The 18,481-nt window shown below is 43.5% G+C and carries 21 protein-coding genes; 1 reads left to right on the forward strand and 20 read right to left on the reverse strand.

The window, feature by feature from the left end; all coding sequences use genetic code 11:
• Window position 1: 1 nt before the first annotated feature.
• The 7 genes from panB to JOC94_RS02775 all read right to left on the reverse strand — a co-directional run bounded on the left by panB (window position 2) and on the right by JOC94_RS02775 (window position 6,263).
• Window positions 2–838 (reverse strand): 3-methyl-2-oxobutanoate hydroxymethyltransferase, encoded by an 837-nt coding sequence (gene panB / locus JOC94_RS02745; RefSeq protein ID WP_077113333.1) that lies wholly within the window; start codon window positions 836–838, stop codon window positions 2–4.
• Between the two features lie 251 nt (window positions 839–1,089).
• The gene (locus JOC94_RS02750) at window positions 1,090–2,073 is read right to left on the reverse strand and encodes a biotin--[acetyl-CoA-carboxylase] ligase (protein WP_077113332.1); all 984 of its coding nucleotides are present in this window, start codon (window positions 2,071–2,073) and stop codon (window positions 1,090–1,092) included.
• Window positions 2,058–3,242, reverse strand: a complete 1,185-nt coding sequence (locus tag JOC94_RS02755) for a CCA tRNA nucleotidyltransferase (RefSeq protein ID WP_077113331.1) — start codon at window positions 3,240–3,242, stop codon at window positions 2,058–2,060. The genes JOC94_RS02750 and JOC94_RS02755 overlap by 16 nt, the downstream gene beginning before the upstream one ends.
• A 17-nt stretch (window positions 3,243–3,259) precedes the next feature.
• Window positions 3,260–4,387 (reverse strand): N-acetyl-alpha-D-glucosaminyl L-malate synthase BshA, encoded by a 1,128-nt coding sequence (bshA, locus tag JOC94_RS02760; protein WP_077113330.1) that lies wholly within the window; start codon window positions 4,385–4,387, stop codon window positions 3,260–3,262.
• A gap of 3 nt (window positions 4,388–4,390) precedes the next feature.
• Window positions 4,391–5,104: a bacillithiol biosynthesis deacetylase BshB1 gene (bshB1, locus tag JOC94_RS02765; RefSeq protein WP_077113329.1), complete on the reverse strand. Its 714-nt coding sequence runs from the start codon at window positions 5,102–5,104 to the stop codon at window positions 4,391–4,393.
• Between the two features lie 15 nt (window positions 5,105–5,119).
• The gene (gene dapB, locus JOC94_RS02770; protein WP_077113328.1) at window positions 5,120–5,920 is read right to left on the reverse strand and encodes a 4-hydroxy-tetrahydrodipicolinate reductase; all 801 of its coding nucleotides are present in this window, start codon (window positions 5,918–5,920) and stop codon (window positions 5,120–5,122) included.
• Window positions 5,913–6,263: a nucleotide pyrophosphohydrolase gene (locus JOC94_RS02775; protein WP_077113327.1), complete on the reverse strand. Its 351-nt coding sequence runs from the start codon at window positions 6,261–6,263 to the stop codon at window positions 5,913–5,915. The genes dapB and JOC94_RS02775 overlap by 8 nt, the downstream gene beginning before the upstream one ends.
• Window positions 6,264–6,575: 312 nt before the next feature.
• On the opposite strand from JOC94_RS02775, the gene JOC94_RS02780 reads away from it, so the two are divergent.
• Window positions 6,576–7,451, forward strand: a complete 876-nt coding sequence (locus JOC94_RS02780) for a YitT family protein (RefSeq protein WP_077113326.1) — start codon at window positions 6,576–6,578, stop codon at window positions 7,449–7,451.
• Window positions 7,452–7,748: 297 nt separating this feature from the next.
• Here JOC94_RS02780 and JOC94_RS02785 read toward each other — a convergent pair whose 3' ends face one another.
• The 13 genes from JOC94_RS02785 to menG form a co-directional block, all read right to left on the reverse strand.
• Window positions 7,749–8,423: a zinc metallopeptidase gene (locus JOC94_RS02785; protein WP_077113325.1), complete on the reverse strand. Its 675-nt coding sequence runs from the start codon at window positions 8,421–8,423 to the stop codon at window positions 7,749–7,751.
• Window positions 8,424–8,480: 57 nt separating this feature from the next.
• Window positions 8,481–9,266, reverse strand: a complete 786-nt coding sequence (gene ypjB / locus JOC94_RS02790) for a sporulation protein YpjB (RefSeq protein WP_077113324.1) — start codon at window positions 9,264–9,266, stop codon at window positions 8,481–8,483.
• A gap of 80 nt (window positions 9,267–9,346) precedes the next feature.
• Window positions 9,347–9,937, reverse strand: coding sequence for a lipoprotein heptaprenylglyceryl N-acetyltransferase LhaT (gene lhaT / locus JOC94_RS02795; protein ID WP_077113323.1), 591 nt, complete (start codon window positions 9,935–9,937; stop codon window positions 9,347–9,349).
• A 60-nt stretch (window positions 9,938–9,997) separates the two neighbouring features.
• Window positions 9,998–10,771 carry a menaquinol-cytochrome c reductase cytochrome b/c subunit gene (locus tag JOC94_RS02800; RefSeq protein WP_077113322.1) on the reverse strand — a complete coding sequence of 258 codons (774 nt, stop codon included), beginning with the start codon at window positions 10,769–10,771 and terminating at the stop codon, window positions 9,998–10,000.
• Between the two features lie 54 nt (window positions 10,772–10,825).
• Window positions 10,826–11,500 (reverse strand): menaquinol-cytochrome c reductase cytochrome b subunit, encoded by a 675-nt coding sequence (gene qcrB / locus JOC94_RS02805; protein ID WP_077113321.1) that lies wholly within the window; start codon window positions 11,498–11,500, stop codon window positions 10,826–10,828.
• A gap of 14 nt (window positions 11,501–11,514) precedes the next feature.
• On the reverse strand, window positions 11,515–12,030 hold the full coding sequence (locus JOC94_RS02810) for a QcrA and Rieske domain-containing protein (RefSeq protein ID WP_077113320.1): 516 nt from the start codon (window positions 12,028–12,030) through the stop codon (window positions 11,515–11,517).
• A 130-nt stretch (window positions 12,031–12,160) separates the two neighbouring features.
• Window positions 12,161–12,628, reverse strand: coding sequence for a YpiF family protein (locus JOC94_RS02815; protein WP_077113319.1), 468 nt, complete (start codon window positions 12,626–12,628; stop codon window positions 12,161–12,163).
• Between the two features lie 522 nt (window positions 12,629–13,150).
• The gene (locus JOC94_RS02820) at window positions 13,151–13,699 is read right to left on the reverse strand and encodes a ReoY family proteolytic degradation factor (protein ID WP_077113318.1); all 549 of its coding nucleotides are present in this window, start codon (window positions 13,697–13,699) and stop codon (window positions 13,151–13,153) included.
• Window positions 13,700–13,742: 43 nt separating this feature from the next.
• Entirely contained in the window at window positions 13,743–14,996 is a 1,254-nt protein-coding gene (locus JOC94_RS02825) for a tetratricopeptide repeat protein (protein WP_077113514.1), read from the reverse strand.
• A 105-nt stretch (window positions 14,997–15,101) separates the two neighbouring features.
• Window positions 15,102–16,166, reverse strand: coding sequence for a 3-dehydroquinate synthase (gene aroB / locus JOC94_RS02830; RefSeq protein WP_077113317.1), 1,065 nt, complete (start codon window positions 16,164–16,166; stop codon window positions 15,102–15,104).
• A 68-nt stretch (window positions 16,167–16,234) separates the two neighbouring features.
• Entirely contained in the window at window positions 16,235–16,681 is a 447-nt protein-coding gene (gene ndk, locus JOC94_RS02835) for a nucleoside-diphosphate kinase (RefSeq protein ID WP_077113316.1), read from the reverse strand.
• A gap of 101 nt (window positions 16,682–16,782) precedes the next feature.
• Window positions 16,783–17,745 (reverse strand): heptaprenyl diphosphate synthase component II, encoded by a 963-nt coding sequence (gene hepT, locus JOC94_RS02840; RefSeq protein WP_077113315.1) that lies wholly within the window; start codon window positions 17,743–17,745, stop codon window positions 16,783–16,785.
• 15 nt (window positions 17,746–17,760) lie between these two features.
• Window positions 17,761–18,468, reverse strand: a complete 708-nt coding sequence (gene menG / locus JOC94_RS02845) for a demethylmenaquinone methyltransferase (protein WP_077113314.1) — start codon at window positions 18,466–18,468, stop codon at window positions 17,761–17,763.
• Window positions 18,469–18,481 lie beyond the last annotated feature (13 nt).

Consider the following 18,481-nt stretch of genomic DNA (forward strand, 5'->3'; position numbering starts at 1 on the left):
TTTATTTTCCTCCGTACAAAGAAGCCAACTGGCTCTGTTCCATATTAAATGTGTGTAATTGCGCATCAGGAAATACACCTTGTTTTACTTCATGAATGTACTGCTTCAACCCTGTGGTTACATGTTCATTCACATCGGTATATCGTTTGGCGAACTTTGGAATTCTATCGACACCAAATGTGGCCAAATCATGAAAAACAAGAACTTGTCCATCTGTCGCAGGACCGGCGCCAATGCCAATCACCGGAATATTTAATTGTTTCGCCACTTCTTTGCCAAGCTGCTGGGGAATGCACTCGAGCACGAGCGCAAAGGCACCCGCCTCTTCGCATTTTTTGGCTTCTTTAATAAGCGTTTCAGCCGCTTGTGCTGTCTTCGCCTGTACTTTATAGCCGCCAAGCACCCCTGCCGTCTGCGGAGTCAATCCTAAATGTCCCATGACGGGCACTCCCGCTGTTGTAAGAGCCTGGATCGTTTGTATGACTTCACCCCCGCCTTCCACTTTGACAGCATTGGCACCGCTCTCCTGCATAATACGGCCAGCCGCCCGCATCGCTTCTTCCCTGCTGATATGAAAAGACATAAAAGGGAGATCCGTTACGACAAACGTGTTTTTTGCACCGCGTTTCACGGCTTTCGTATGATGGACCATGTCATTGACAGTGACAGGTACGGTAGAATCATAACCGAGTACGACCATGCCAAGGGAATCCCCGACAAGAATCATGTCCACCCCCGCCGCTTCCGCCAGTTTTGCCTGGGGAAAATCATATGCGGTGACCATAGCGATTTTTTCTCCCGCCTGTTTCATTTTTACAAAATCAGCAGTCGTTTTCATTTTTCATTTCCTCCTTTTTGTTAGAGGAGCGAATGCAGTTCGAGCAATTGGACGCCTAAAATACAAAAGGAATCCTCTCCAAAAAGGCAGAAGGACTCCGTAACATCCCTTTCACTCGCTTCGGTCCTCTGTCCCCGTCCTCTCTATGGATCAAGGCAGATATTAATATAAAAAATACATCAAATGAAAATGGTGCAGCTCGTTAAGATACCGCCCAATAACATAATAGCAAAATAAATAGAAAAATTCTATCAATCCGATAGTTCTATATCGGCAGAGTAAACTTCGTGTATCGTGCCGTGTTCATCCTCCACTTTTAATACGCCTTCATCCGTAATGCCAAGTGCCCTGCCGACAATCTCTCCGGTAACCGTTCTGGCTGTGATTACTTTTCCAATGCTGATCGCATACGTTTCCCATAATAGTTTAATCGGCGCAAACCCCTTGTCCAAATAAATGCCATAGTATTTTTCAAAATCTTTTAAAAATGTTTGGATCAATTGAGCTCGTGAAATTTTTTTCCTTTTTTCAATATACAATGACGTGGCTTTTCCCTGGATACTTTCATGGAGATCTTCTACATCATGGTTGGCATTTATACCAATACCGATAACGAGAGATGAGATTTTATCCGCTTCCGCTTGAAGCTCGGTCAATATCCCGACTACTTTTTTACCGTTTATCAAGATGTCATTCGGCCATTTAATTTCCGGATGAAGACCTGTCACTTCGCCAATGGCATTTGCTGCTGCAACAGCCGTAATCAAAGTAAACTGGGGAGCTTTTTGGGGAGGCAGAACCGGACGGACGATCATACTCATCCATACTCCCTTTTTCGGCAATGACGACCAACTCCGCCCTAGCCGGCCCCTTCCTGTTCTCTGCTCTTCGGACACAACGATAGTCCCTTCAGGCGCTCCTTCATGTGCCAGCTGATGCGCTACCTTTTGGGTGGATTCGACTGATTCGTAAAAATGTATATTTCTTCCAAAACGCTCCGTTTCAAGACCAAATAAAATGTCACTCTCGGTCAGATCTTCCGGCGTATTGATGATTTTATAACCTTTATTTCTGACAGCTTCCAAAATGAAGCCGTCCTTCCTTAGTTCTTCTATATGTTTCCAAATAGCTGTCCTGGAACAACCGATCTTCTCGGCAAGTGTCTGGCCGGACAAAAATTCGCCATCGGCATCAGAAAGTGCTTTAATCAATTGTTTTCTTATATCAATCGACAATTTTCCATCCAACTCCTGATTTCTTGTTTATGATTTGCGATTTCACCGTTTATGACCGCCTGCGCCGCTTCATGGAGAACCTTTCCGATCCAGGGCCCGCTTTGTTTACCTGTCCAGCGAATGAGATCATTTCCGTTCACAGTCAATTCCTTCAACGATTTAATGGGAAGACTTTCATACTTATCCAGCAAATGAGCCAATTGTACATCCTCTCTCTTGATCGTCAGAAAAGCCGTTTCTACAAGAAGAGCGATTTCTTTTCCGGCGGTAAACAGTTCATCCCTGCTCCAAAAGTGATCTTTACGCAGCATCAGGTATGAAAGAGCCATTGAAAGCAGTTTTATTTTTTTGGACGGAAGTCGCCATTTCTTTAATGTAGTAACAGGATGTTCCCCGGAGAAATATAATGCCAACAGCCATATATCAAGTTCTTTTAAGGGAGAAATTTCCAGCTTGGTCACTGACTGCACGACATGTTCTTGATTGAATAAAGAAGGCAATCGCTTATAAATGCCTGTATGAAAAAGCAATTCAAAAGCGTTCTTTTTGTATTTTCCATCTAATAGCTTTTCAAATTCAGCCGTTATTCTTTCTACGGAAATATGGCGCAACAAATCGACATGCTCTTTTATCGCTTTTTCGGTTTGTTTCTCCAAGTGAAAACCGAGCTGGCTGACGAATCTTACAGCACGCATTAGCCGCAAGGCGTCCTCCTGAAAGCGCTCATCAGCCGATCCAACGGTGACAATGACTTTTTTTTCCACTGCCAAACGGCCTGCAAAAGGATCAATGAAATTTCCCTCTTTATCCATGGCGATCGCATTCATTGTAAAATCGCGTCTTTTTAAGTCTTCGTATAAACTTCGGACAAATGTAACTGATTCCGGCCTTCTATAGTCTTGATAGTCGCCTTCTGAGCGGTATGTGGTCACTTCGTAAGATTTTCCATTTTGTATGACCATAATCGTTCCGTGTTCAATACCCACATCGACCGTTTTTGAAAATATGGTTTTCAGCTCAGCCGGCGTCGCTGATGTTGCTATATCCACATCATGAATGTCTCTGCCAAGCAAAAAATCTCTCACAGCACCGCCGACAAAGCAAGCCTCATAACCAGCCGCTTCAATCTCATGAATAAGCGGCAATGCGGACAAGAAAGGTTCTTTCATATGCCGATCCTTCTTTCTCATAAGTTAAGGAGAGATGTATACAACGCTTCATATGATGATACGATAGCATCAGCCTGGAATCGCTCCTGCGGAGTGTGTTCGGCATTCGCCGAAAATATTTCATGCTTCTCCTTATCTTCAAGTAAAATCAGTGCTTTTTCGGCTGCTTCATCGGTGTTTCCTAGTTCACAGAGAAAGCCGTTGTATCCATCTTCAATAATTTCGGGGATCCCCCCGACTCTTGTTCCAATGCAAGGCACGCCGCACGCCATTGCCTCCAATGCCACCAGCCCGAAGCTTTCTTTTTCGGATAATAGCAACATCAAATCACTCATCGAATATAGCTCTTCGAGATGATCTTGCCGACCAAGAAACAACACTTTTCCATCCAAAGACAAGTTTTTTACGAGTTCACATATCTTCGTCATTTCCGGTCCATCACCGACGAGCAGCAGTTTTGCGGGCAAGCGGGAGGCGATGTTTGAAAAAGTTTTCACAACGTCCTGTACCCTCTTTACCTTCCTGAAATTGGAAACGTGGATGATCACTTTTTCCTCAGGAGAGATGTCGTACGTTTCTCTCAATCCATTTACTTGTACCCTTTTATATACCCTGTCATCGATAAAATTGTGAATGACATCAATTTCCTTATCAGGTGATACAATCGTTCGTGTTTGTTCAGCAAGGGCATATGAGACAGCTGTTACCCTGTCTGATTTTTCAATGCCGAAACGGATGGCATCCGCCAAGGTCGAATCATAGCCCAAAACGGATATATCTGTTCCATGAAGCGTCGTTACAATTTTTATATCCTGCCCCGACATTTGTTTGGCCAAAATGGCGCAAACTGCGTGCGGGATCGCATAGTGCACATGCAGTATATCCAGTTCTTCCCGTTTGATTACCTCCGCCATTTTACTGGCTAGGGCGATGTCATACGGCGGATATTGAAAAAGCGAATATTGATTTACAGCAACCTGATGAAAGAAAATATTCGGGTCCCATCTATTCAACCGGAACGGAATATTGGAAGATATAAAATGAATTTTATGCCCTCTTTCGGCAAGAAGTTTCCCAAGCTCGGTCGCAACGACACCCGATCCGCCTACTGTCGGGTAACAAGTAACACCAATTTTCAGTTTCATAAGCTACAAGCCTTCCCCAAATATGTTGTTATTTACAAGCAAAGGGCGATCCGTTTTAAACCCTTCTGCAAAAGCAACCCCTGTTTCAAGACCATAAAGCCTTTCCCTTGCCTCAATTCGTTCTAGATAACCGTTTGTAAGCACTGTCTCCACGCCGTTAGGCCCTTTCATAAACTGCGACTCATAGGCACGAAGCGCGAACAGCTTTTCTTCGATAAACAAAGAAATATCCACGGCAACATCAGGACGCGGCTGGCTGTTGATAAAGTAATATAGTAACTGTCTTGCTTTATGTACACTTTGGCCATCCGCTTCATACTTTTGAATGCCGGCCGAAAAAAAGGCTTCCTTCACAAGAGCCGCGCAATTGCCATGGTCTGGGTGCCGATCTTCCCAAAAAGGAGCAAAAACGACAATCGGCTTGTAACGGCGAATGACCCCCGCGATCCTCTTTATGTATTCTTCTTTCATGAATAAGCCGCGGTCGGGAAAATGCAGATTAATCCGCTCATGCACATGCAGCCTTTGGGCCGCTTCCTTTGCTTCAGCGTGTCTCTTCTCGACAGTTCCATTGGATGAGAGTTCGGCCTCAGTTAAATCACAAATGACAATTTTTTTGCCTTCAGATGCCCATTTATAGATGGAGCCGGCCATGCCGATTTCTACATCATCGGCATGAGCCCCAAAAGCAAGAATATCTATTTGCTCCAGTTTCAACAGAAATCCCCCTTTTTAGTCTATGATAGATTCCAAACCGTAGACAAGGGTGGTTAATTGAAGTACGGTCTCCACCGAGACTTTCACTCCGGACATAAAAGATGCCCGGTTATACGAATCATGCCTGATTGTTAAGGTTTGTCCGTTAGAACCGAAGATCACCTGCTGATGGGCGACTAATCCCGGAAGTCTTACACTATGTATTCTCATACCGTCAACTTCGGCGCCTCTCGCACCTGAAATGGTTTCCTTTTCATTTTCGTGTCCCTGTGCCTTTGGTTCCCTGTTGACGCCGATCATTTCTGCCGTTTTGACAGCGGTCCCTGATGGAGCATCCAATTTTTGATCATGATGCATTTCAATAATTTCAACGTCTTCAAAATACTTTGCCGCCGTTTGGGCGAATTTCATCATTAATACGGCGCCGACCGCAAAATTCGGAGCAATGATGCAACCCAGACTTTTACGTTCAGCAAGCTCTTTTAACTCTTCAAGTTGTTCCGGCGTAAAACCGGTCGTGCCGACAACCGGGCGCACTCCGTTTTCCAAAGCTGATTTTGTATGTAAGAAACCTAGATCGGGGGTTGTTAAATCAATCAATACATCCGCTTCCACCTCCCGGAAGCACTCATGTATATCAGTGTAAATCGGAACATCCAGTCCCGAAAATCCTTCCATATCCGATAACAGCTTCCCGTTATTGATGCGGTCAACGACGGCTGTAAGCCGAAAATGCGGTGTTTCTTTTACAAGGTTTACTGCTTCCCTGCCCATTCTTCCCCGCGGGCCGGCTACAATAATGTTAATCTCATTCATCATTTTGTTCACCTTCATTTTTTTTAGTCCATCTGTCTTTGTCTCTCGTTTTGAACTTGTGCATGACTCGGTCGTGGGCATCTTGTAAATCGATGTCCAAGGAATTGGCCAAGCAAATCACGACAAATAACAAATCGCCAAGTTCTTCCTCTACTGTTTTTTCCGTTTCATCGGCTTTTTTCTTTTTTTCACCATAATAATGATTAACTTCCCTTGCCAGTTCCCCCAACTCTTCGGTTAATCTGGCTGTCATGGCCAAGGGACTGAAATACCCTTCTTTAAACTGGCCGATATAGTGATCCACTTCATGCTGCATTTCCTGTAACGTTTTTCTATGACTCATCATTTCTCACCTTGATTCATTATTTCTTCACCTTCTTACCATATGTTAGCTAATTCTTTTTTTTTATACAAATGAAAATGCTTCAGTAAAGTGAAACTTCATTCAGTAGGAGTTCCATCTCCTACTGAATGTTAGTTGAACCAATCGGGCATTTAAGTGCCGTTTTCTCACACTTTGACCTTTTGTATCAAATCAGGTCTTGAAGTGGTGTATATGGCACCTTACATGTGGGGTAAAAGTTGCCGCTAAATGGAGTTATTGGATATAATGTGAAATACTCGGTGAAAAAAATGTGCAGGGAGAGAAGGAATTGTGCCTTTTCAATTAAAAGTAAAGAATATCCTATATATCTTATTGGGTGCGGGCATTTTTGCATTCGGACTTGTTCATTTTAACATGCAAAACCATTTGGCTGAAGGAGGATTTACGGGAATTACCCTTCTTCTTTATTTTCTATTTCACATTGATCCTTCCCTCACAAATTTACTATTGAATGTGCCCTTATTTTTCATTGGCTGGAAATTGCTTGGCAAAAAACCTTTTCTTTATACCCTTATAGGGACGGTTGCCGTATCGATATTTTTGTTCATTTTTCAGAGATTTGAGATTTCCATTCCGCTGGATGGCGATCTTTTTCTCGCTGCGTTATTTGCCGGGGTGTTTGCCGGCATTGGCCTGGGAATGATTTTTCGCTTTGGGGGAACAACGGGAGGCGTTGATATTATCGCCCGTCTCTTATTCAAATATAAAGGGATAAGCATGGGCAGGACAATGTTCATTTTTGATGCATGCGTCATCCTTTTATCTTTAATCACTTACTTGGATCATCGGGAAGCAATGTATACGCTCGTTGCCGTATTTGTCGGAGCGCGTGTCATTGATTTCATGCAGGAAGGGGCTTATGCAGCGAGGGGCGCCATGATCATTTCTGAGAAACACCACGGCGAAGTAGCTGACGCCATCATGAAAGATATGGGCCGGGGCGTAACTGTATTAAGAGGACGGGGATCTTTTACAAAAGAGGAAAAAGATGTGCTCTATTGTGTGGTTGGCCGAAATGAAATTGTCCATTTAAAACGGATTATTTCAACAATCGACCCGCAGGCGTTTGTGTCTGTCATCGTCGTTCACGATGTGATGGGCGAAGGATTTACACTTGATGAAAATAAAAGACCGCTTGATCTATAAGGTAGGCTTTCTTGATATGTTAACAGCACGAGCTGAAATGAAGAACCTTAAGCCGCCCGCCAGGAATGAGACGTAGACGTTTCCAGGAGGCGGCTTGTCAGCGCGCAAGCAGTTCAAGAACTTCATATGCAGCTTTGAGTGGAGCTAACCGGAGAGCTGGGAGTAAGCCAATAGGCACCTGACATTATGTTTCCTCCCTTCTCTCACTTAGCTTGCATCAGCTTGATGTTTAGCCCTTCCTCCAGTTGAATCAATCATAAAAAAAGCCCGGTGCAAAAGAGCGCCGGACATATTTACCTATTCACGATTTGTAAAAATAAGGATCAATCTGAGCAATTCCAATACGGCGACAGCGGCTGCCGCAACATATGTCATCGCTGCCGCATTCAAGACTTTTCTCGCGTCGCGTTCTTCCGAGTTGCTGATCAGGCCAAGCGAGACGATCTGGTCCATGGCTCTGGAAGAAGCATTGAATTCAACCGGCAGTGTAACGAGTTGGAATAAAACTCCCGCCGCCATCAAAACAATGCCGATTAACAGCATGTTGGAAAACGCGGTGGAAAGCAAGCCAATGATAATAAATATCCAGGCAATGTTGGAGCTGATGTTTGCAACCGGTACCAATGCGTGTCTAAAGCGCAAAGGCGCGTATCCCTGCTGGTCTTGAATGGCGTGTCCGACTTCATGGGCTGCCACAGCGGCACCGGCAACCGATGGACGATGAAAGTTGTCTGATGACAAATGCACCGATTTGGTGATCGGATTGTAGTGGTCACTTAAAACGCCAGGGGTTTCCTTAACTTGGACATTATATAAACCGTTGGCATCCAATATTTTTCTGGCCACTTCTGCTCCTGTAATGCCGGCGGTTGTTGGAATTTTTGCAAATTTTTTATACGTACTTTGGACCCTAAATTGTGCCCATATGGGTATGATTATGATCAACAAAAAATACATTAAATATCCGCCCATTTTTACCCTCCAATACAAGTAGCTTTACTATTATTTTATGGGATAACTTGCTGTTGGTCAATTATTTGGATCTTTTCGCTTCCTCTCTTTTTTCTCACCTTTATACTTGCGCCAACTGACATAGGAAAGTGTCAAAATAATCACGCTTCCGGTCATGGATATGACCCACCATAATGAAGGATCCGCCTCATCCTCATCCACTTCGGCAAAGAGACGCTTTAAATCGGCTTCAAAATCCTCTAGTTGGGATGTCCAATTTTGTTCAGTAAATTGTGAGCGGTAATTGTCAAAGAAAGCAATTCTTGAATCAATTTTCTGAAGCTTTTCAGCGGGAAGATCAATTTTTAAACTTGGCTGGATTACGCTATATATGGAAAGAAAGTCGTTTAAATGACGATTGTAAGATTCCTGGTCGCCGTCCAGCGCAGCATTTTTCACTTGGCGAAAGCTGTCCATGATAGAGCCTTCCATTTCAAGCCACATGGGTTGATGATTGGATTGGACAGCGTCATTGGCCAATCGGAAGGCTGTCACCATCCGAATCCTTTCTTCTTTATCCATGTCAACGCTTGTAACTGCCCTGAGCGCCTCATGATGAGCGGCAGTAAGCACTCTTAACTCGTCCATAGTAAACGTTTGTTCTTTCATGCCTTGCTTAGAGAACTGCACGGCATAACGTTCCAAAAGGACCTTTGCTTCGTCGAACCGCGAAAATTTTGTTAGCTGCAAGGCCTCGTCAGCCAGTTGATCGAGCTCCTCAATGACAGGATCAGGTTTTGAATTGGCTAAGCCGCCATTTAGAAAGAGAGTCAGGCTCAGAAGGATCCCGGATAACAATTTCATAAGTGCCCCTCCTCATACTACTTGTAAAAATGTATGAGAAAGTGGACAAGAATAGACCTTTTTTAATATTTGCCTAATGATTATTGAATATGTATTGTGTCACGATTTCTGCGCGCTGCATAATAAGCAATTCCCACCGATATAATACTCAGCCAAAATGTAAAATAGCCAATCTCACGTACATACAGCTCGAGTCCGGGATATTTGGGATATTGCATAAATACATAATCTATGACGTCATTGTGGAAAGTCCATACTGCTGCCGCCAAAACATGTTTGATCTTCAATTGATAAAAAGGTGCATATAATACTGCCTGCAGGGCCATTGCCCCGTGAGAAGCGATCAGCATATATCCCTGCCAGGGCAGTACACCCGTGACATTCAGTGTCAGGATATTCATGACAACAGCCCAAATTCCATACTTTACAAGCGTTACGCAGGCAAACGCTTCAAAGATGGGGGAGTTTTTATTTTGAATAAAAGCCATCAGCACGAAAACAAAAAAAAGGCTGGCTGTCGGACTATCCGGAACGAATGGAATAAAGATCAAAGGTGTGATTTCCAACTGGCTTTTATACCAGTAATAGCCATACATTGTACCGATGGCATTGACGATCAATAACATCCATAATATACGTCTATCCATCAAGATCGTTAACAACAGCTTCACGGGGCACACCGCCTTCCCTTTACATAAAAAGCCGGCAAATTTGCCGGCTTTCAGAGTATATTATTCACTTTTCAAGCTGGCAATAAATTCTGCAAGCTTGTCTAAATCTTCTTCAGAGCCATTATATTGATCCGCGGGCATTGTCCCAACACCATTTACCGCAATATCTTTAAGTTCGTCTGGACTTAAATCAAGATTGACCAATGGTGGCGCCGCAGGTCCGCCTTCAAGGTTTTCACCGTGGCAATTAATACAGCTTTGAGCCGCATATATTTTATAACCTTCTGCCTCTGTGTCTATCTCAACATCGGCTTCTTCGGTAATTTTCCCTTGTTCCTTGGCCGCTGCCCAATCGTGATTCGCAACTGCTTCCCAAGTAAGGTAAAAAACGGAAGCAAATCCAAGCAGCATAAAGGCCGTTGCCAATGGACGCTTTATCGGACGTCGTTCAGGCCCCCGATCTAGAAATGGCGCAAGCATTAAAGCACCAAAGGCAAGACCCGGGATAATCAAGACGCCAATGACGTTATACGGCCCGGAAGCGAAACGATATTTGATTAATTGATAAAGAAACAAGAAGTACCAGTCAGGCAGTGGAATATAACCGGTATCCGTCGGATCGGCAATACGTTCCAGCGGTGCCGGATGAACTGCCGTCAAACATAAGAATCCGATGAGGAACACAGCGCCAACAAGCCATTCTCTCAACAGAAAGTCCGGCCAGAATGCTTCCGTTTTTCCCGGATATTCGGAATAGTCTTTGGGAACGTTCGGCATCCGTTCAGCAGGAATACGTGAATCGCCGACAAACTTCATCCCTTTTCCTCGTTTCATTTTGTCCCCTCCTTTAATCCGTTACTATTCAATAATGGTTAATGGGTTATTTTTTTATAGTGGACCAGAAATTCCTTGTCTTCTAATCAAGATAAAGTGAGCACCCATTAAAGCCAACAATGCAGCAGGAAGGAAAAATACGTGTATGGCAAAAAAGCGTGTCAACGTTTGCGCACCGACAATCGTCGGGTCTCCTGCTATTAAAGTTTTCATAGCAACTCCGATAAACGGAATCGATTCGACAATATCCAATGTAACTTTCGTTGCGAATAATGCCTTCATATCCCATGGGAGCAAGTAACCTGTAAGTCCAAGGGCCAGCATGACAAAAAAGATAAGGACTCCTACAATCCAGTTAAGCTCACGAGGCTTCTTATATGCTCCTTGGAAAAACACACGCAACGTATGTAAAAACATCATAACAATAACGACACTGGCTCCCCAGTGATGCATGCCACGGACGATCTGTCCGAAAGCCACTTCATTTTGAAGGTAATAAACGGATTCCCAGGCGTTTTTGATATCGGGTACATAATACATCGTTAAAAACATTCCCGATAAAATTTGGATAACGGTAACGAAAAACGTTAACCCGCCAAAACAGTAAACAAACGCAGAAAAATGGTGTGCCGGATTGACATGTTCGGGCACTTCATGATCTGCAATGTCTCTCCAAATCGGCGTAATATCCATTCGCTCGTCAATCCAGTCGTACATTTTGTTCAGCAATGATTACGCCCCCTTTACTTCTTTTTAACGAACGGATTTTCTTCTGGATTACCCAACATTAAAAAGCCGTCTTTTTCCTTGACTGGATAAGCATCCAACGGTCCTCTGGGCGGAGTTCCCGGAACATTGTTCCCGTCTTTCGTGTAAAGGCCGTTATGGCATGGACAGAAAAACATATCTGGGTGCTTTTCACTACCTGCCCAGTTAACGGTACAGCCTAAATGTTTACAAATGGGAGAAAGTGCTACAACCTCTCCTTTGTCATTTTTATACACCCAAGCTGTTTGCGTTACCTCGGAGGTGTACCACCCATCCTTTTGCTCATACTTAAAGTCAACACGGACAGGTTCTTCTGTAATATCGGCCATCTTTTTATCGGTCATTTTAAAATCACCAGCAGCTTCTGCCTTTAACACAGGATCCACTGCAAACCGAACCATCGGCAACAGCATTCCAGCCGCCATAAAGCCGCCCACTCCAGTTAGCGTATAACTTAGAAATTGGCGTCTTGTTACTGGATTTTTGCTCATCCTTATCCCCCCTCTGTCAGTAAGGTTAGTCCATCGGACAATTTATTGCGCACATTTACAAACTAGGACATCATAATAATATATCAATAAACCATGAAAATCAATAATATACAATCGGAAACAATGTCAACTATGTGGCGATTCCCTGCCACCCTTGAACGATTTCATTCATCAGCTGCTTGACCTGAGTTTCCATGATAGAGTGTTTATACTGCTCATCCAAATGTTCCAAGGGAACAGATGCGGCAAACAGCAGAGAAGCGGAAAGCTGTTCAGCCATACTGCGCCAACTTTCGTCCGATGTCAGTAAAAAGACATACTTCACTTCATGTTCTTTCATGTGCTCGACCCACTTTTGAATCGAAGAAACTTTTTCATTGTCCGCCATCTCGCTTAAGTATGTAAAAGGCGGCAATGCAAGCGCTCTTCCCTTAAATTGTCTTTCAAGGTGCTGTGACAACAAATGGGTGAATTCTCCCTTTTCGGCAATTTGTTTCATGTGGGAGCCAAAGCTGATCGGTATGAGCGGAACAATTACAGTATCAATGTAACTTTTTTCCTTCAAGTAAACTTCAATATCCTTTGCCTTCCACTCCATGTTTCACTCTCCTTTCTTTAAGTATGCTCCAAGACACTGGTTACCATTCTACCAAAAGAATGCGACTAAGACAAAAAAAACAAGGCTGGAACATAAGCAAATACGAAATAGCAAAAACCGAACAATTCATTTATAATTGTTCGGTTTATTTGTGTTAAAAAAATCCCTATCATCGCTACGTCAACATATTTCGCTTTCCGCAGGTCTCTTCCGCTTCCTCGGAAAGCAAAGGCCGCTTTCCTGCGGGATCTTCGGCTCGAGCTATTCCCGCAGGAGTCTACCTATTTTGACAACGCTAAAAGTTTGCGTATGATACAATGGGATCCATTTATCCCGGCACGCATGTAAGGTGCCGTAAAACTCCCACTTCAAAATCTTGAGTGAATACAAAAGGTCCGAGTGGGAGAAAACGGCACCTAAATGCCCGATTCGTTCAACCAACATTCAGTAGGAGGCCCTACTGAATGAAGTTTCACTTTATGGTTCGTTTTTTCATCAGCTGATTTAGTTGTGTCCCAGACTTTATTTTTGCTCTCTCAGTTCTTTTAACTGCAGCGACAGCTTTTCAAAAAGATCCTTATCGCGGCGATCAAGCGCCTCATCAATGGCCGTTAACAATTTGTCCTCTTGAAATTTCAGCAGACTTTCTTTCAAAAATTGTTCCGCGATGGCTTTATCTTTTTCACTGATCAGAACCGTCTTTTTAACGAATGGATTCTCCTCCAATACCGCGGCATATTGATGAGACAAGTGTGAACCACGGAAGTTGATCTGAATATAAATATCTTCATCCCGATTCAATCGAATATCATGAAAAGATTTTTCCGCATCGGTTGTCATAATATTATCCTTATAAAACCGGAAAGGAACTTCTCTTGTGCAATGAGTGGACATGATTAATCCTCTGGGACAGAACTGGGCTTCTTCAACAAAATGAACTTTCTCCATCAACTGATCGTGGCTCATCAAATAATTCAGAATCCAGACAGATTCTCTCCTTTTGAGTTGATAACGATTTAAAAACCAGCGAATAAAATCTTTTTTTTCGTTGACAGATACAGGGGTGGCCATTTCTATTCCCTCCTCTGTGAAGATATAGCCCCAAAGGCTGATCTTAATCTTGCAGACGGTCAATCCATTCGTGCCATTCCTCATTCTCAGGCTCCATTTCAGCCAATGAATGAAAGATATCCACCGCTTCTTCCGCTTTTCCATCCTCAATCAAAAAGTATGCAAAATGTTTTAAAAACTCCGGGTTGTGTTTAAGATCATTATATGCCTGCTTGTACTCGTTTAATGCATCAGAATACTGTTCCAGTTGCTGATGGCTGTACGCTGCATCCCAGCGCATTTCAGCATCCTGATTGTCTTTAAACATGGCTGTCATTTCCAGCACTTCATGATATCTTTCCTGTTTCATAAGAAGCCTTGTCAGCCGTTTGGCTGCCTCCGAAAGTTCCGGGTCAAGCGAAAGCGCCTCTCGCAAAAAGCTTTCCGCTTCGTCACTCCGGCCGGCTTTTAATAACAATGTTCCAGTGTATGCATACAAATCGGGATTAAATTCATCGACAGCCAACCCCTCTTTGCCAATCTGTATGGCCTTCTCCAATTCGCGGACCCGCTCATAGGATTTGGCCAAATATAAATAAAGTGAAGTGTAGTCGGGATCAAGCTGTTTCAGTTCATTGAATGCCTTTATTGCTTTTTGGTCGTTTCCTGCTTGGTAGCATGTCAAGCCGTAGCCAAAAAGCACGTTTAATTCCTGATGTTCTTCCAGAGCCTTCTCATAATAATGGATGGCATCTTCAAAGGCGCCGCCCGAACTTAACGCTTCAGCAAGCTTTGCATCCATGTTCTGTCCTGCAACAGTGTGCTCCCCTGTGCTTAATAATTGCTTGTAGCATACGCCGGCATCAAGAAAGCGGCCCTGTGACATATACAGCTCTCCCAATGCGTACATTATGATCGGTTCATCAGGAAATTTCTGTTTTGCTGTAAGAAGTTTCTGTTCACTTACCTCATACAAGCCTTGCATTTGGTATAAATCTGCTTCAAGGAGAAGTGCCGCCCCATACAGCTCATCCGTATCAGGGATTTTTTCCAGAAGAAGCAGTGCCTTTTCCTCCTGGCCCATTTCAATGAGCAGTTCAGACATGGACAACCTAATGTCACTGAGATCAGGGTATTGATTCAGAAGAGATTCATAAAGCTCAATCGCCTCTTCCAAAAATCCATACTGAGCCAACTGGCCGGCAAGTGAGTACTTTTCCTCATCGGAACTGTATTTTTTCACTCTTGAAAAAGATTGCATGGCTTTGTCAACATTTTGCGTTTGTATATATTGTATCATTAACTCGGCATCTGTCATAAGCAAAACCCTTCCAAAAACCATCTATGGTTTGATCAAGAAGATTATATTATTGTTTCTCCATCAACTTGTGAAAATCCTCTTTTCATTTTTAAAAAATGAAGCTTATTTTTTTAGTTTAGAGAACGTATTTTCCAATATCTTTTGGTCCATGTCAACGATTACCGGCTTGCCAATTTCCTCCAACAATACGAAGCGCGGCTGATCACTCAGTGTCTTTTTATCCCGCAACATCGTTTGATATACTTGCTGAAACTCAAGATCATCCGGTATGGTCGTCTGATATCCCAACTGTTTCGCCCATTGGACAAAATCTCCGATTGAAAATCTCAAGCCAGTGACTTGTTCACTTAAATGGAGCGCGTAAATCATTCCAACCATCACCGCTTCGCCATGGGCAAAAATACCGTAACCTTTGGATGTTTCAATAACATGTCCCAGTGTATGGCCAAAGTTTAGTATGGCTCGCAGCCCGCTTTCTCTTTCATCGACAGAAACTACTCCAGCTTTAATTTCGATTCCCCGCCGCAAAATATATGCCAGCTTGTCATCGGCAATAGTAGCTAGATCAGTAATTTCGGTCATCAAATATTGTAAAAAAGCGGGATCGGAAATAAATGCATGCTTCACCGCTTCGGCAAAGCCCGATCTTTTTTCTTTTATCGGGAGCGTCTTTAAAAAATATGTATTATACAGCACTGCATCAGGCTGATGGAATGCGCCTATCATGTTTTTGCCAAGCCGATGGTTAATGGCGGTCTTTCCACCTACGGCACTATCATGGGCAAGAATCGTTGTCGGAACCTGAATAAAGGAAATTCCCCGCATATATGCCGCTGCGACAAAGCCGGCCAAATCGCCGACAGCCCCTCCGCCAAAGGCAATGATGCAAGATTTCCGATCTAAGCCATGTTCGAGCGCATGCGTAATGCATGCTTCAAAAACCGTCAATTGTTTCGCTTTTTCTCCGGCGGGAACGGTGTAAACAACCGATGGAATCTCCTGCGGCATGTTCGCTTTTAAAGTATCCAAGTGGAGGGAGCCTACAATCTCGTCGGTAATGACGAGCAGTTTTGTATAATTGTTTTGAACGACGAGGTCTCCCAGCTCGTCCAAAGAAGCCGGACCGATGAATACAGGGTAACTTTTAGATGCAGTGCGAACGATCATTTTCAATCAAATCACCTCGTTATGAAAATGAAAAAACACCTGCTCGACGCAGGCGGTTTTCATTCGTTTTAATACACCCAGTTATTGATTAACTTGGAGTATTCAATCAGCTCTTCTTTCTTGAAAAAGAGGCCAATTTCCCTTTTGGCACTTTCAGGGGAGTCGGATCCATGAATAACATTTTTGCCGACCGTAACACCGAAATCACCGCGGATTGTGCCTGGGGCTGCATCTTTAGGGTTGGTAGCCCCCATCATTTGTCTTGCCGTGGCGATCACGTTTTCTCCTTGCCACACCATGGCAAATACAGGACCGGAAGTAATAAAGTCAACTAACTCCCCAAAAAAAGGACGTTCCTTATGCTCTCCGTAATGCTCTTCCGCAAGTTCGTTGGAAATTTGCATAAGCTTTGCTCCGATGAGCTGAAACCCTTTTTTTTCAAAACGGGAGACAATTTCGCCGATCAATTCTCTTTGCACACCATCAGGCTTAACCATTAAAAATGTTTTTTCCATTTGCATTCACTCCTGCCATAAGATCAAGTACAAATAACAAACAAAAACTCAAAAAGAATGATAACACTTTTTATACAAGCTGGCAAATTTTGTTTGGCTCATCAATGCCTTCTTTTTCCAATATAGTTGGCAATCTCTTGAAGAGGTCTTTTTGCTCGGTTGGCCGGCAACTCTTGCAAAATGTGAAGCGCCTTGTCAAGATAGCGCCTGCTGAGCAGGTGGGACTTTTCAATCGCTCCGGAGTGCTTGATGAGGTGAATGATTTTTTGCATTTCCTCTTTATTCGTATCTTCATTTACCTTTATAATTTCAGCTTTCAGCTCGGGAATTTGCATGGCATATAAAGCCGGGAGGGTGATGTTTCCTTGCCGCAAGTCCTCTCCGGCGGGTTTACCGAGTTCTTTTTCTGTCGCGGTAAAATCCAATATGTCATCTGTAATTTGGAAGGACATTCCGATATAATATCCAAACTTGTATAGGCGCCGGTATATACGCTCATCCGTTTTCCCTGCAATAGCCCCTAGTTCGCAGCTCACCGCGATTAGCAAAGCTGTTTTTCTTTTGATCCGCCGTAAATAATCTCTTATTGTTTGGTCAAAACGAAATTTATCCTGGATTTGCACCATTTCCCCAATGCAAACTTCGACTATTGCCTTTGCCAGTTTTTTATGGGCAATCGGGTTGGAAATATTGGTCATGTATTCCAGAGAACGCGCAAAAATAAAGTCGCCTGTATACATGGCCATCCGGTCATCCCAAGTATAGTTGATGGTCGGCCTGCCTCTTCTTGTATCGGCTTCGTCAATGACATCGTCATGAACAAGAGACGCCATGTGAATTAATTCGAGGGCAAGCGCCACATTTTTGATCGTGTCGATTTTATATTCGCCAAATTGAGCGGAGAGCAATACAAAGACTGGCCGTATTCTCTTACCGCCAGCTTTCAACAATTGGAGGGAGGCGTTTTGCAGTAATGTTGAATTGGAACAAACGGCGTTTTCCAGTTCTTTTTCAATTAAATCCAGATCGTATTTAAAGGTTGAATAAAGCCTTTTTAGTTTCATGTCATTTCCACCCAGCTATTTTTTCTCTTTCCATCCAATGTGGGCCGCTGCAGCCCCTCCACTAAAAGATTTGTAGATGACGTTCGTAAAGCCCGCCCGCCAAAACATTTGGGCCAGCTCTTCCTTTCCAGGAAAGTCACGCGCAGATTCCTGCAGCCATGAATATTCCTCATAGCTTTTCGCAAATAACTTCCCGAAAACGGGCATAATATACCGAAAATAGGCATAGAAGAGTTGGCGGTAGACAGGCAGAGTCGGCTGGGAAGTTTCCAGGCAAACGGCCATTCCGCCGGGTTTTGTCACCCGATACATCTCTTTCAATGTTTGCATATAATCAGGAACATTACGAAGGCCAAATCCTATCGTGACATAATCAAAACGATTATCTTCAAAAGGAAGTTCCATTGCATTTCCGTGAATGAGTGTCATTTGCTCCATATTTCTTTGTGCTTTCTTTTCTTCGGCAATTTTTAACATATTTTTACTGAAGTCAAGCCCGAACACCTGTCCTTCATGTCCGACTTTCTCCGCTAGTGAGACCGTCCAGTCTCCGGTGCCGCAGCAAACATCCAGCGCCGTTTCGCCTTTTTGCACGTCCATTTTTTTCATCGTTTCTCGGCGCCATTTTGTATGCTGCTGAAAACTGATGATAGAATTCATTTTATCGTAGTTTTTATAAATTGATTCAAATACGTTATGTACACGCTGTTCTTTAGATTGCATTTGGTAACCTTCT

It is taken from the genome of Siminovitchia thermophila, assembly GCF_016909185.1.
In the GTDB taxonomy this organism is placed as follows: domain Bacteria; phylum Bacillota; class Bacilli; order Bacillales; family Bacillaceae_C; genus Siminovitchia; species Siminovitchia thermophila.

What these genes read in the sequence shown, in the direction of transcription:
- panB (WP_077113333.1), bottom strand. Translation starts at nt 838, where the DNA reads ATGAAAACGACTGCTGATTTTGTAAAAATGAAACAGGCGGGAGAAAAA.
- JOC94_RS02755 (WP_077113331.1), bottom strand. Translation starts at nt 3,242, where the DNA reads ATGAAAGAACCTTTCTTGTCCGCATTGCCGCTTATTCATGAGATTGAA.
- bshA (WP_077113330.1), bottom strand. Translation starts at nt 4,387, where the DNA reads ATGAAACTGAAAATTGGTGTTACTTGTTACCCGACAGTAGGCGGATCG.
- dapB (WP_077113328.1), bottom strand. Translation starts at nt 5,920, where the DNA reads ATGAATGAGATTAACATTATTGTAGCCGGCCCGCGGGGAAGAATGGGC.
- JOC94_RS02775 (WP_077113327.1), bottom strand. Translation starts at nt 6,263, where the DNA reads ATGAGTCATAGAAAAACGTTACAGGAAATGCAGCATGAAGTGGATCAC.
- JOC94_RS02785 (WP_077113325.1), bottom strand. Translation starts at nt 8,423, where the DNA reads ATGGGCGGATATTTAATGTATTTTTTGTTGATCATAATCATACCCATA.
- ypjB (WP_077113324.1), bottom strand. Translation starts at nt 9,266, where the DNA reads ATGAAATTGTTATCCGGGATCCTTCTGAGCCTGACTCTCTTTCTAAAT.
- JOC94_RS02800 (WP_077113322.1), bottom strand. Translation starts at nt 10,771, where the DNA reads ATGAAACGAGGAAAAGGGATGAAGTTTGTCGGCGATTCACGTATTCCT.
- JOC94_RS02810 (WP_077113320.1), bottom strand. Translation starts at nt 12,030, where the DNA reads ATGAGCAAAAATCCAGTAACAAGACGCCAATTTCTAAGTTATACGCTA.
- JOC94_RS02815 (WP_077113319.1), bottom strand. Translation starts at nt 12,628, where the DNA reads ATGGAGTGGAAGGCAAAGGATATTGAAGTTTACTTGAAGGAAAAAAGT.
- JOC94_RS02820 (WP_077113318.1), bottom strand. Translation starts at nt 13,699, where the DNA reads ATGGCCACCCCTGTATCTGTCAACGAAAAAAAAGATTTTATTCGCTGG.
- JOC94_RS02825 (WP_077113514.1), bottom strand. Translation starts at nt 14,996, where the DNA reads ATGACAGATGCCGAGTTAATGATACAATATATACAAACGCAAAATGTT.
- aroB (WP_077113317.1), bottom strand. Translation starts at nt 16,166, where the DNA reads ATGATCGTTCGCACTGCATCTAAAAGTTACCCTGTATTCATCGGTCCG.
- ndk (WP_077113316.1), bottom strand. Translation starts at nt 16,681, where the DNA reads ATGGAAAAAACATTTTTAATGGTTAAGCCTGATGGTGTGCAAAGAGAA.
- hepT (WP_077113315.1), bottom strand. Translation starts at nt 17,745, where the DNA reads ATGAAACTAAAAAGGCTTTATTCAACCTTTAAATACGATCTGGATTTA.
- menG (WP_077113314.1), bottom strand. Translation starts at nt 18,468, where the DNA reads ATGCAATCTAAAGAACAGCGTGTACATAACGTATTTGAATCAATTTAT.